The 13,845-nt window shown below is 42.5% G+C and carries 10 protein-coding genes; 6 read left to right on the top strand and 4 right to left on the bottom strand.

From position 1 onward, the window contains the following. The first annotated feature begins 357 nt into the window (after nucleotides 1–357). Entirely contained in the window at nucleotides 358–1,047 is a 690-nt protein-coding gene (locus ACWATR_RS05675) for a hypothetical protein (RefSeq protein ID WP_460330278.1), read from the top strand. A gap of 198 nt (nucleotides 1,048–1,245) precedes the next feature. Then, on the top strand, nucleotides 1,246–5,103 hold the full coding sequence (locus ACWATR_RS05680; RefSeq protein WP_460330281.1) for a CHAT domain-containing protein: 3,858 nt from the start codon (nucleotides 1,246–1,248) through the stop codon (nucleotides 5,101–5,103). Between the two features lie 71 nt (nucleotides 5,104–5,174). Here the strand turns inward: ACWATR_RS05680 and ACWATR_RS05685 are convergent, their stop codons facing one another. Beyond that, nucleotides 5,175–5,306, bottom strand: coding sequence for a hypothetical protein (locus tag ACWATR_RS05685; RefSeq protein WP_460330284.1), 132 nt, complete (start codon nucleotides 5,304–5,306; stop codon nucleotides 5,175–5,177). A gap of 990 nt (nucleotides 5,307–6,296) precedes the next feature. On the opposite strand from ACWATR_RS05685, the gene ACWATR_RS05690 reads away from it, so the two are divergent. Both ACWATR_RS05690 and ACWATR_RS05695 read left to right on the top strand, forming a co-directional pair. After that, the gene (locus ACWATR_RS05690) at nucleotides 6,297–6,764 is read left to right on the top strand and encodes a GNAT family N-acetyltransferase (protein WP_460330286.1); all 468 of its coding nucleotides are present in this window, start codon (nucleotides 6,297–6,299) and stop codon (nucleotides 6,762–6,764) included. Nucleotides 6,765–7,498: 734 nt separating this feature from the next. Continuing rightward, nucleotides 7,499–9,175 carry a fasciclin domain-containing protein gene (locus ACWATR_RS05695; RefSeq protein WP_460330289.1) on the top strand — a complete coding sequence of 559 codons (1,677 nt, stop codon included), beginning with the start codon at nucleotides 7,499–7,501 and terminating at the stop codon, nucleotides 9,173–9,175. A gap of 361 nt (nucleotides 9,176–9,536) precedes the next feature. On the opposite strand, the gene ACWATR_RS05700 is transcribed toward ACWATR_RS05695, so the two are convergent. Next, nucleotides 9,537–10,202, bottom strand: a complete 666-nt coding sequence (locus ACWATR_RS05700) for a class I SAM-dependent methyltransferase (protein WP_460330292.1) — start codon at nucleotides 10,200–10,202, stop codon at nucleotides 9,537–9,539. Nucleotides 10,203–10,269: 67 nt separating this feature from the next. On the opposite strand from ACWATR_RS05700, the gene ACWATR_RS05705 reads away from it, so the two are divergent. Together ACWATR_RS05705 and ACWATR_RS05710 are read left to right on the top strand one after the other, a co-directional pair. Beyond that, on the top strand, nucleotides 10,270–10,677 hold the full coding sequence (locus tag ACWATR_RS05705; protein WP_460340220.1) for a hypothetical protein: 408 nt from the start codon (nucleotides 10,270–10,272) through the stop codon (nucleotides 10,675–10,677). Nucleotides 10,678–10,774: 97 nt separating this feature from the next. Continuing rightward, complete coding sequence (locus ACWATR_RS05710) at nucleotides 10,775–11,548, top strand: hypothetical protein (RefSeq protein WP_460330294.1); 774 nt, start codon at nucleotides 10,775–10,777, stop codon at nucleotides 11,546–11,548. A 726-nt stretch (nucleotides 11,549–12,274) separates the two neighbouring features. Here ACWATR_RS05710 and ACWATR_RS05715 read toward each other — a convergent pair. After that, complete coding sequence (locus ACWATR_RS05715) at nucleotides 12,275–13,165, bottom strand: hypothetical protein (protein WP_420762805.1); 891 nt, start codon at nucleotides 13,163–13,165, stop codon at nucleotides 12,275–12,277. Nucleotides 13,166–13,234: 69 nt separating this feature from the next. Further along, nucleotides 13,235–13,828, bottom strand: a complete 594-nt coding sequence (locus ACWATR_RS05720; RefSeq protein WP_460330296.1) for a DUF1517 domain-containing protein — start codon at nucleotides 13,826–13,828, stop codon at nucleotides 13,235–13,237. Between the last annotated feature and the right edge of the window lie 17 nt (nucleotides 13,829–13,845).

The raw sequence follows: 13,845 nt of genomic DNA on the forward strand, positions 1-13,845 counted from the left end.
TAGCACCGAGTCGAGTTTAGGATTCAACTATTTTAAACTCTCGTACCTGCTTTGTTTATCGATGTTGCCATAGCCCTTGCACTCAACTCATGCCGTAAATTTTGGCACTCAGGAAAGCAAGCAACTAGAGCTTATCCTCTACTATGACTTCAACATCAATGTATGGGAATTATAGCATATCATTTAGTACATTTGTTCTCCTAAATAGTGGGAGGCAAGAGAAGAAGAAGCAATGACAAATGACCAATGACCAATGACAAATGACCAATGACAAATGACAAATGACAAAGAACTAACGCCATAGTCCAGTGCGATCGCTACAATTTTAGGATAAGCAATATTCGATGGTGCTAGCAGATGCTCAAGCGGCTATTTCAATGGCTCAAAAAGCTTTTTCAGAGCTTGTTTGGTGGAAAACAGACTACCTCAAAATCTAAGGGGAATGTGGCAAGAGAACCAGCACCACCCTTAAACGATACGGATCTGGAATTTCTCTTCAACGAACTGTTGCAAGGAGTCCATCAAGCACGAGGGGAAGCATGGGCACAGAAGTGGCTGCACAATATTGAACATCGTATCCCAACTGAACGCTGGGTTGAATGGTTAGGGCGCTTTGGCGACAAATTGCTCGCATCACCTACACCCAATAATGAAATGGCTGCGCGGTTAGTGCAACTTGGTGAGTTGAACATCGGAGAAATCGGAGATGTTGCCTATAGTATCGGGATGCAGTTGTTGACACGCAATCAAGGCGAACCAATCTGGGAATATGAAGGGCCAGATGCTCTCAGTACGACTTTGCCCTCTGAGACAACTGCCCCAGTATCAGAGTTAACAGATACACCAGCAGATAACCCCCCGGAGGGAGAATACCAAACTGTCACCCTAGAAGAGTTGTTTGTGATGTTGCAGGAAGATGAAAACTTACGCCAGCAGATTGCTCAACAGCTTGCCGTTGAAACAGATGACCCACAAGTGCTTGTCCAGGCATTGATTAGTCAACTATATCCTGCTGGTGAATCGACTACAGAGCAAACAGAAAATTAACGACTTCTCAAAGTCAAAACTCAAGAGTTAAATCTGGGAATTGTAACGTTGTAATGCTATACTCTTGAGGTTTTGTATATTTTTTGCTAACCTTCTACGGAAGCGCTGTCAGAATCTAATGGATTTTTACGTAATTCATGAGTTTTTTAACACAACGATGGCTACAATCTAGAAAAACAAAATCCAAGAGTGTGGCAGATGCTCAGGCGGATATCGCAGTCGCTTAAAAGGTTATTCAAGCGCCTCATTGCAAGTAAGCAGACTAGTTCTCTCAAGGGTGTGAGAGGACACAACCTGGTGGAGGTACTACCAGAACTAACCAATGCGGATCTGGAACAATTGTTTATCCAATTGTTAGAAGGCGTGCATCAAGCACGAGGACGACAGTGGGCATTGAGGTATCTGCAACGACTCGAAAATCGGATTCCGGCTGAACGCTGGATAGATTGGTTGGTGATGTTTGGCGAAAGCTTGCTAGCTTCACCCACACCAAATCCCCTGTTAGCAACACAGATGGTGGAATTGGGTGAACTTGATGTTGGCAGAATTGGAGATGTTGCATATAACATTGGCATCCGGCTAATGCAAAACTTACCTACAGAGATAGAGTATCAGGACAATCAGCCGCAAGATGAGGTAGAAGTCACTCCTGGGCAAGAACTGCTGCGCGATTTGGGCGAACAGTTATGGGAGCATGATGAGCCAGATGTCGTAGAAGTCACTCCTGGGCAAGAACTGCTGCGCGATTTAGGCGAGCAGTTATGGGAGTATGATGAGCCAGATATCGTAGAAACTACAACCGATGAAGAAATTCTCCCAATTTCTCCTGGGCAAGAGCTAATCCGTAGCTTAGGTGAGCAATTGTGGGAATATGAGGTGCAAGATGTTGAACCAATAACTTCAGCACCCCAAATTGCCTATTTTGAAGAAATATTGACCGAAAACTTAGAGGAACTGGTATTGGAGTATGAAAGTGAAGATGCTCAAACGGCAATACCTGAAAATCTCCCTCTCCCCGCAGCGGAAGATTCAATCACTTCATTAGCCGAACTAAGATTTGGCAATGAAGAGAAAGTTAATCCAACTCAAACACCAGCAAATCTCCTTTTTACTAGACAAAGAACTGAATTAACAACGTCTTCCTCAGAGGAAACCTGGGATAACACTTTGACGAATTTAGAGCCAAATGTGGCTTATACCCTAGATGAATTGTGGGTGAGATTGGATCAAAGTACCAATTTAGTCCAGCAACTTGCTTCTGATCTGGCAGTTCAAAGCAGTAATTCCCCAGGTATTATTGAGCGACATAGCGATAATCCGATTACCCACGCTCAAGGGTGGTTTTACCAAGGTCTAAGCCAAGCGAAAACAGGTGATTTGTTAGGCGCGATCGCATCTTATGATCAAGCCATCGAACTTCAACCCGAATTCTCAGAATATTGGTTTAACCGAGGCTTGACGCTGTTCCATTTAGAACGTTTTGATGAAGCGATCGCATCTTACGAAACAGCCACACAACTGAAACCCGACTTCTACAAAGCTTGGTATAACCGGGGTGGAACTCTCGGAGAATTAGGATACTTTGAAGAAGCGATCGCTTCTTTTGATAAAGCTATAGAGATTAAACCAGACTATCAAGAAGCATGGTCTAGCAAGGGTTTAGCGCTACTGAAGTTAGGTTGGCTACCAGAAGCTATTGCCAGTTATGACCAAGCGCTGCATTTGGAACCAGAAGACCAGGAAAACTGGTATCACCGAGGTATAGCCCTAGCTGTCGGCGAACAATTTACCGAGGCGATTATATCTTACGACAGAGCTATAGCAATTTACCCAGAGTACCACGAAGTCTGGATAGACCGGGGTGTAGTGCTGTTTAATTTAGGAAGATGGTCAGAAGCGATCGCCTCCTGGGACAAAGCACTTTCCATTCAAGCCGACTTCTACTTAGCTTGGTACAACCGAGGTATAGCCTTAGATAACTTAGGACGTAGACAAGAAGCGATCGCCTCCTATCGACAAGCGATCGCCATTAAACCCGACTTCCACTTAGCTTGGTATAATCAGGCGTTAGCACTATTTTATTTAGAACAATTTGCCGAAGCGATCGTTTGTTATGACAACGCTTTGCAAATTAAACAAGATTATTGGGAAGCTTGGATTGGTCGGGGAACTGCGATCGGTCATTTAGTAGATTCTGACGCCTTACTGAATTTTTCGAGTAGTATCACCGCGACAAATCCCGCCTTACAACAGGGTGGCTACGAAGGGAAATTAGCCAGCTACGAGGAAGGGTTAAAGCATCTGCGAACAGATACCCACCCAGAAGGTTGGGGGAGATTGCATTTTGCGATCGCTAATACTTACTATGAACAAGGCAAAAAACATAGCAATACCCGCGATTATTGGCGCAAAGCCGCATCTGAGTACCATCAAGCGCTGTTAACCCTGACATTAGAATATTTTCCCCAGTTGCACCTAGAGGTTTTACAATCTCTAAGCAAAGTGCTGATGGGTTTGGGACAAACAACACAAGTTCAAGAATTGCTGCAACGCGGTACAGATTTATTGCGACAATTACTGAGTGAAGAAACTCGCTCAGACGAAAGTAAAAAGCAGCTAGCTTTAAAATTTGTAGGCTTTGATCAATTGGCAGTTGATTTAGCCGTAGAGTCTGGTGATTTAGTTGAAGCCTGGGAAATTGCCGAACAAGGTAAAAACGCTTGTTTAAACTGGCTACTTTACGGCTGGGATGATAATATTTACTCGCCTTATTATGGGGCAATTCAACAACTATTCAATCCCACAACAGCAATTATTTACTGGCATATTAGTCCAGTCGCTTTACATACTTTTATTCTTAAAGACCAAGCGCCATCACCAATCCTGCTCTTTACACCCATGCAAGATACTGGGGTAATACCTTTAGGAGAAGACGCTATCCGTCTCAATGAATTGCCCCTACCTGAAGCAGTGCAACGCCTAATTCAATTTGAAACTTGGCTAGAAGATTGGCATCAACAATACCAAGAATATCGCAGCACGGCCCAAGACAAAGAAAGTAAAAGCCAGCATTCTTGGCGAGTTGATATGGAAGAGAAGCTGTTGCAACTGTATGAAATCCTGAATATTTCCACAATTGCACAGGAACTCGAAGGCATCACCCAACTGGTTTTAATTCCTCACCGTGACTTGTACAGATTGCCCATTCATACTCTTTTCCATCTCTCTTCTCCATCACTGGAAGAGTTGCCGAATGTGGAATCAAATTTCACCGTCACTTATCTACCTAGTGCCCAAGTAGGTTTATCAATCAGAACTGAAGATATTTGGCAGTGGCAAAATAAATTATTACTCAGTATTGAACATCCTGAGAGTACAGGTTATCCCACACTTAAATTTGCCAAACTTGAGTCCGAAATTGTTAGCCAGATGTTCAATAATATCCAACGAATTCAGGGGTCAGAAGCTACAAAAAATATTGTCGAGAATACCTTGTTTGATAATTACAACATCTTTCATTTTACAGGTCGTGTCACTAATAATTTGGCTGAACCTAAAAAGTCAGAATTAGCATTAACAGGTGAAGACAGACTTACTTTAGATGAAATCTGCCAACAAAATCTCGCAAGTTACAATCTTATTACTCTCTCTGCCTGTGAAAATTTAATTACTACCAATCACACTATCAGCACAGAGTATATGAGTTTAGTTACTGGTTTTGTGAGTCAGCGCGTTCCTCATGTAGTGAGTACTCTCTGGAGTGTAGAATCTTCGGCTAGTGCTTTGGTAATGATTGAGTTTTACCGACGATTACAGCCGAATAAATCAGCTGTTACAGCCTTAGCTGAAGCAACACGATGGCTGAAAGAATTAACTGCTGGTGAACTGACAAAATGGTATGAAGATGTTTTGAATAATCTGCATCCTGAAGAAGTAAGAATTCAAACTTATTTGGCGACACAGCTATATAGAAATAGTAAAATGGCATCAGATAAAAATCTTTATAATCATCCTTATTACTGGGCAGCATTCACGATTACAGGTAAGCCGAATTAATCCTTTTAGGGAACTCCAAGAAATAAATTATTTAATTTTGTAGGGTGGGCATCTTGCCCATTGGTGTCAACTTAAGCTAAAACCTTTTCAAATCTCGTTTCCAGCCTCTGGGCTGGAAATGCTGCTGTTGGCGGCTCTGCCGCCAGCAAGGGAGGCGGAGTTTCTAAGATGGCATTCCCAGGCGGAGACTGGGAACGAGACACGAGACAATATCTAAAAGCTTTTTCTAGACAGGCTTTTGGGTTAAGTTGACACCAATGCATCTTGCCCGCCCTATTTACTGGGCGGGCGAGACGCCACTGGTGTCAACTTAACGCGAAACCGCACGTCCGCCAGCACGTCCGCCAGGGATTGTAAATCCCTGTCTCATAGCTAAAGTCCTCTGAAGAGGACTAAAGATTGCAAAAATTTTCAGTCTACTTCAGTAGACTTGAGCAATTAGTCAGGGATTTACAATCCCTGGCGGGTGAACAACACCCAATCAGTACGCTATTTTTGGCTGAAGTTGACACCAGTGGCTTTTCGGCCCACCCTACAATAGTTAATTGGATATTTTTTTATCTGGAAGTCCCTTAACTAGGGACATGACTTTTCACGTTATGTGGAAAAGTCCACCAAAAACCTAACCCCCTAACCCCCAACACGTCGCGGGAAGGGGGAAAATTCAAAGCCTCTCTCCTTTTAGGCTACGGCGTACACACAAGTCTCTTGACCTGCACCTTAGTTGCATCGACCCGCACCTTAGTTGCATCGACCCGCACCTTAGTTGCATCGACCCGCACCTTAGTTGCATCGACCCGCACCTTAGTTGCATCAACCCGCACCTTAGTTGCATCGACTCGCACCTTAGTTGCATCGACCCGCACCTTAGTTGCATCGACCCGCACCTTAGTTGCATCAACCTGCAAAAATTAACCCACCCTACGTTACACAGCAACTTTAAAAGACTTGTGTGTACACGGTAGCCTTTTAGGAGAGAGAAATAGAAGTGAGGTTTTCCAGATGCCGTGAAAAGTCAGAACTAGGGACTGGGGACGTTTATTTGCCTAGACAGTAGAAGTTTGGAGTCCAGAGGAGCGTTAAGCTCGATTAGGAAACTCGCAGTTAAGCACTATGTAGATTCACGTGATTTTAAATTTGGGTCTTCCCCAAATTTAAAACATACTTCCTGGCATAATTACCCTAATACAACTTTGTCTAAACCAATAATTACCGTTCGCCTGATTGCACGCGACGAACTTCCCCAACTTCTGGCGTTGTATCACCACCTAAATCCTCTAGATGCGCCTCTACCTACTGATGATATTTTACAATCCATTTGGGATGGAATTTTAGATGATCCCCGTTTGTATTACATTGTGGCTGATATTGTTAGTCAATTAGTCGCAACGTGTAACTTAACCATTGTTCCCAACTTGACGCGTGGCGCACGTCCATACGGCATTATTGAAAATGTCGTCACTCACCCCGATTATCGACGACAGGGATTTGGTACACAGGTGCTTCATTATGCATTAGCTTTAGCATGGCAGCAACAGTGCTATAAAGTGATGCTTCTGAGTGGCTCAAAACGTGAGGAGACGTTGCACTTCTATGAAAGTGCTGGGTTTAAGCGTGGAGTTAAAACTGGATTTGTTGCCATAGCTCCAGAGGAGTTATAAGCAGAACTGATAGAGATTAGACCTCTTTCAAAAATCCTAGTTTATCTGTGGGTTACTTTTCATGAAATAGTCTTTTGCCAAAAATAATTTCTAGCAAGAAGTGTTGGCGCAATCATAGTCAGAATTTTTGATTGCGATCGCTAATTTTCAGTTTAGTATTGCCAAATTTCCCATCATCGGGCAACTATCTAAAGAGTGAAAGTTTTTCGTCTAAATCCAGCCATTAGTTAGTTGTATAATTTTGATTAAAGACTAATAATACAGCATATCGTCAAGACACATTTTACTTCTTTAACCTTGCTAAAGAACATGATGCATTGAGCTTGACGGCATTAACCCTCATCGGCAATCATAAAGAAACGGTTATTAAAAGCCAATTCTTTTACTGCTTGACTGCAATTTTATAACTCATAAAATCTCCTCGTTGCACTAATTCTCTTTATTATTGCAACGTGCCAGATTACCACAATCTCTTTACTTATGGTTAGTCTGATATGCGGGTCTTTAAAAACAAATACGAATCCTATACTATACTATGTGTGGTAACCACTGAGATAAATGTTATGAGATATTCAGAGCAGCTACTTAATAATGTCCCACATTTGAATTTTCCAGAGTGAACTGGTTTCTATATCAAGGCAAACCTAATAATCATCTGGATATTTGTATTCACTTAACATTGCATCCAGTATTTTCCAATAGTCAACCCAATAAATTAAAAAGAGGATATTTCCATGTCTAGTTTGTTTCGTTGGTCATCAGCAAAGGTTGCTTTGTTAGTTCTGGGCATGACAGCTGCGATAATAACTCCCATCGTAATTTCTACACCAGCTTCATCTCAAAGTACTGTTCCATCTGCTACTCCATCTCCTACACCAGCACCAACTTCAACAGTTAACTTGTCTGATGTTTCTTCAGATTATTGGGCACGTCCTTTCATTCAAGTCCTAGCTGACAATAACGTGATTGCTGGCTTTCCTGATGGCAGCTTTAGACCGAATCAACCTGTAACTCGTGCTGAATTTGCCGCCTTGATTCAAAGAGCTTTCAGTAACCAAAACCGAGTTCGGCAATTAAGTGCCGGTGGATTTAGTGATGTTCCTGCTGGCTATTGGGCCGCTTCTGCAATTCAGCTAGCCTACGAAACTGGATTTTTGGCAGGCTATCCTGGAAACGTGTTTAGACCAAATCAAGAAATCCCTAGAGTGCAGGGGATTGTTGCTTTAAGTAGTGGCTTGGGTTTATCTGGTGGCGATACAAGTACTCTCAGTACTTACTACAACGACGCCTCAGCTATCCCAGACTACGCTATTGGTAGTGTGGCAGCAGCAACAGCGGGTAATCTTGTTGTCAACTACCCAGATGTGAAACAACTCAATCCGCAACAGTCGCTAACTCGTGCTGAAGCCGCAGCACTTTTATATCAAGCTTTGGCTAGACAAGGACGGCTACAACCCATTGCTAGCAATCTTCCAGCTAGCCAGTATATTGTCGCTGGAACTCCAACTGCTACTGATATTGTTTCTCTTGCTGCATCCAGTAATTCTTTTTCAACTCTAACTTCTTTACTAAAGACAGCCGGTTTAGCAGATATTCTGCAACAGCCTGGCCCTTATACAGTTTTCGCTCCTACCAATGATGCATTTGCTGCTTTGCCTGCTGCTACCTTACAACAGTTAGAGCAACCAGAAAACAGAGAAGCATTGATTAAGATTTTGAGATATCATGTGGTTCCTGGTGCGGTAACTGCTAGTCAGCTTTCGGCTGGGGAACTGAAAACCTTTGAAGAAAGACCTGTAAATATTCAAATCGATTCGGCTAACAATCAAGTTGCGGTGAATAATGCCAGAGTTATCCAGGCAGATGTCAAAGCTAGCAATGGTATTATCCATGCAATTAACCAAGTCCTAATCCCGCCTGATATTAACATCAGTCAGTTAAATCAGCCACCAACAGGCACGAACGGCACAACACCTGATGTGAATGTAGGTAGAGCTACTCGTGGTGGCAGAAGCTATCTCGGAGTCGCTGGTAATATTGGTTTGAGCGGTAACGATACAGCTTTGAGCGAGGGTAACTTTACAGTAATCAGCAAACTTGGTTTGACAAACTATCTGTCAGTGCGACCATCGGTGATCTTTGGGGACGATACAATATTTCTAGTTCCCGTAACTTTTGATTTTTCTCCCCGCGCAGCAGGTTCGGTGGGTGAAAGAACCTTTGCCATATCTCCTTACTTAGGTGCTGGCGTAGCAATTGAAGCTAATCTTGATACTGACATTGGATTACTTCTAACTGGTGGTGTAGACGTTCCTTTAGGTTCTCGATTTACGGTGACAGGTGCCGTAAATGCAGCTTTTATGGATCAAACTGATGTCGGGCTACTATTAGGAGTTGGCTACAACTTTTAATTAAAGAAGAATTCAGAATTCAGAAGTCAGAATTCAGGAGTAGAGCCGGAGACTAAGAAAGCTCTGGTTAGAATCAAGACGCGACTTGAAAATACTCGCTACCGCTTTTTTGGTCAGAATTCATCCTGACTCTTGAATTCTGTTGGATAAATAGAAATAGAACAGGTGGTAGGGGCGCACAGTTAGTTGTGCGCCCCTGCTGTATTCTGACTTTTTACGGCATCTAGGAAAACCTCACTTCTATTTCTCTCTCCTAAAAGGAGAGAGACTTTGAATTTCCCCCTTCCCGCGACGTGTTGGGGGTTAGGGGGTTAGGTTTTGCGTGGACTTTTCCACATAACGTGAAAAGTTAGCTACTGTATTAAGGTCGCTTGATGGCTAAAGTAAGTCCATCGGCGATGGGGACAAGGGACAATGTTATCCGTTCGTCATGATGTAACTTTTTGTTGAGAGCGCGGATAGATTGGGTGCTTTCATCTTGATTTTGCTCATCAGCAACTTGTCCAGACCATAAAACATTATCAATAGCAATTAATCCACCTGGACGCAATAATTGTAGCGATCGCTCATAATATCCATCATAATTTTCTTTATCAGCATCAATAAAGGCAAAGTCAAAGGTTTCTGCTTGACCAGTTGCCAATAATTGATCTAAAGTTTCTAAAGCTGGCGCTAATCGGAGATCGATTTTATCGGCAACCCCAGCTTCTTGCCAATACCGCCGAGCGATCGCAGTAAATTCTTCACTCACATCACAAGCGATAATATTCCCATCATCTGGTAGTGCCAAAGCTACAGAAAGTGAGCTATAACCCGTAAACACTCCAACTTCCAGGGTTTTCTTCGCTCCAATTAACTCCACTAGAAGTCTCATAAACTGTCCTTGTTCTGGTGAAATCTGCATTCCACTCCGGGGATGGCTGGCGGTTTCTTGGCGTAACTTCCCAAGAATCTCTGGTTCCCGCAGCGAAACAGATAAAAGATAATTGTAGAGTTGGTTATCAAGACCTATAGACTGTTTTGGCATGGTAGATCAGAGAATTGAGAGAATCTACAGTTATACTATCGCTGATAAGTGGAATCTCAGGAATAACATGGTGCGATTAGTTTTGACAGCAATATTGCTGGTGCTAGTGACAGCTTGTGGCAGTATTGGACTGCTACCAACTAGCGAGTTAGTGCAAAAAGCGATCGCACTTGGGCTAGAACAAACTCAACAAAAACTTAGTCAACAGTTGGATTTAGACTTTCAAGGATTTGAAATCAAGCGGCTATCAATTACCCAAGAACAACCCCTGACAATTGGAAATTTACCAGCTTTCCGCGTTCGGGGAACCTACGACTTGATTGTTAAGCTACCAAAACGAAGCTTGACGCAACCACAACAAGCATTTGACGTTTACCTGCAAATTCAGCAAGAAGGTAAAACTTGGCGATTGCTACTTCCAGAAAAAGGTAGCAAAGATACTCAACCAATTTGGCGTAGCTATCTCATCCAATAGCAGGTATGTGCAAACAGTGAAACCATCACAAGACTTTATGTATAACTGCTGGGGCACAGTCATCATCAAGGTATAGTTTCACCGGAGACAGGGGAAAATGTATATTAACTTTTTCATCAGTTCTATTGCTGGAATTGTGGTTGTGGTGCTAACGGCTTTTGGCTTATTGCAATGGTTGCACATCCCTGCTGGTAACTTTCTTGACTGGGTGATTGGTGGTGCTAGTTTTTGGTGGCTGTTGGTAATTGTTACCGTACCGTGGAATGTGCATTTTCAAGCCAAAGAAGTCTTAGCAGAAGCCGCACAATCAACTGAGAAAGGAATTCCAGTTGATGAGAAGCAGGTGAAGTATGTCACACTTTTAGCAAAGCGATCGCTCTGGGTTGCCATTGCTTTACACTTATTCTCAGCCGTTGGTCTTTATACCCTTGCGGCCACTGGTATTAGTACAGTGGGATATATAAGTTCTGGTGCAGCTTTATTATTAACAATTCTGCGTCCAGCGATTCGAGCTTATGAGTATTTATATGCGCGGTTAGCGATGATTCGCCAAGAATGGAAGTATCCTCGCGAAGATATTTTTGAACTGCGCGATCGCTTCTCTATATTGGAACAAAAAATTCAGTCATTGGAAGATCAACTCAACCCAGAACAACCTTATTCCTTATCTGCGACTCAACAACGCTTTGCTGAAGAGACTCGCAGAGATTTAGCTCGAATTGCGGCTAACGTGGAAGAATTACGGGCGACAAATCAAACAGAACATGAGCGTTTGGGGAGAGAAGCCAGAAATGCGATCGCGCAACTTTCCACCGACGGACAATTTCTCGATCATGTCCGCGAAATTATTCGATTTTTTAAGACCGCTTAATTATTGCTTTAAGAGGTTGTTTGAAAAGTGTTTCGCTGTGACTTTAGCACTTGATAAAAATTCTAGATCACAAAGATGCGATAAATCATCACAAAGACGCTATGAATCGCCGTCTCTACAATAATCAGTTTTTTGTAGAGACGGCGATTTATCGCGTCTTGTCTTAACAATAGCGGTTCTCATTTATATGAAGTACATTTTTCAACCTCACCACGTGTTTGCGTCAGGAAACACGCGGTGAGATTCCGATTGTATATGTTATAACTTTGTACGGATGATGTTTGGTGAAGCTCACATAACTTCAGGAGTACTCACGGTGAATCAGATACAACTCACTTTAACTATTGGTTACTTATTAATGACATTCTATTTTGTAACTAATTGGTTAATATTTTCCCTACGTCATCCCACTTCCACTCCCGAAGATAAATTTTTATCAGTTGTGATGTTTCTGGTAACAACTATCTTCTGGCCTATAATGATTCCCATTTATTGTTTAGAAATGCTTCAACAAAGGCGAATCGACTTAAGTAAAATGATTCCTGTTATTTTAGCAATATTCGTATTTAGTATTTCATATTATTTGACCGAATAATTCATTATTCCTCCTCACAAATTGTATAGAGATAAAGAGAAGCCGGCGGTTTAACTTGTGACCCTCCGGCTTCTTTGTGCAACACACTACCTTCATTTTTTAGGCAGTTTATTTATTGAATTGGAAATTTTCTAACGGCGTCTGCTGCCAAAACCACTTGAACGGCGGGGTGCTGTACTACGCCCACTACCAAAACCACTGCCAGAATTGCGTCTGGTAGTGCTGGAGTTACCAGAGGGTCGTAAGGTACTACCACCAAACCCAGAACCAGAAGGACGGTTATTACCTGTAGTACTACGCGGTGTATTGCGTACATTTGAATTTCCAGGATATGACCTTCTAATTGTTCCTGTATTGCGGAACGCAGTGCGATTTGTCACGGCTGCGGGTGGTGCATTGTAGCGACTTTGATAATTTTGAACTGCTTGGCCATAGCTGCCGCCATATCCACCAAAGCCACTTAATCCTTGTCCTGATTGATAGACAGGGGGTACATAATACTGGGGTCTAAACAACATACTACCAATTGCCTGACCCGCCAAGCTACCAGCCACAGACCCCGCAAACGGTGCCCAGAAGCTATTTTCTCGACGGACTACAACCGTCTCTTGTTGTCCCGTTTGGGGATTGGTTTTATTCTCGGTAACGTTGTGAACGTACTCAAGTTTAAAATCTTCTGTCAGGTATAAAATCGGTTGTCCGTTTTCGACCTTCAGATAGGTTTTTTTGCCCTGCTTGATTTCATCATCAGTTAACCTTGCCATTTGCAAATTTTCGGTTGCAAAGGTTGGGGGCTTATTATTAAGTAAAAACAGGTTGTATTCACCAGTTCCATCGTCATAAGTAGCTTGTTGTATTTGATACTCTCCATCACTCAGCTTGGTTGTAGCCGAGGTTTGGCTAACGTTCTTGGCCGAAGAAGAATTAGTTTGGCTTTCGCCACTACCACAAGCAACAGTTGTGATACACAAACTCAGAGCTAAAAAAACGGCTGTAAATTTACGTACTATGGTCATGATCATTGGATTATTGTCCTATCTCTGAGCTTAACAATTTCTCGATGTGAGTAGTAAGTACGGACTACCCAACTATTATAAAGGAATCAATTCTGGATAATATTGCAACAGTTGATCGCTAGTGAGTTCATCGCCTAACTGTGCTGGGGAAAAATGTACTTGGATTGCCTTCAATCTCTGTTTATAATGCAAATTTATCAATGCTTTCAATCCTTCCTTGAGTGCCTGAACGTTAGAAAGATCAGTTTCTAACTCTGGTACTTCTCCTTCATAAGCCACTGTAATCATCACAATAACGTTACGGGTTACAGGTATAGATAAAGGTTCATTCAATCCAGAGTCAGAAGTATAATCTGGTTCGCTGAGATATCTTTCGGCAGAATCAGTAAATAATTCATTCACATAATCTCCTGCTTCGCCTTCATTAAAAAATACGTCACCTTCGTTCGCAGCAGAAAGCCAATATTCATCGTATTGCAGCAGGGTTTGGCTAATTTCTACTAATCCTTCTCCCAAAACTTCTAAGTCGCCATCGGCATCGATCGCGTCTCGTCCAGCACTATTTAATACTCCCAAAATTGGCGCTACTTCGCCTCCCCCTAAGTGCAGAAATAGTCGAAAAACTACATAGCGAGTTCTACCGATCATTTTATTAAATAAATTAGCCATTTTCGTCCTCCAATTTT

The sequence above is a fragment of the Nostoc sp. UIC 10890 genome, assembly GCF_054786515.1.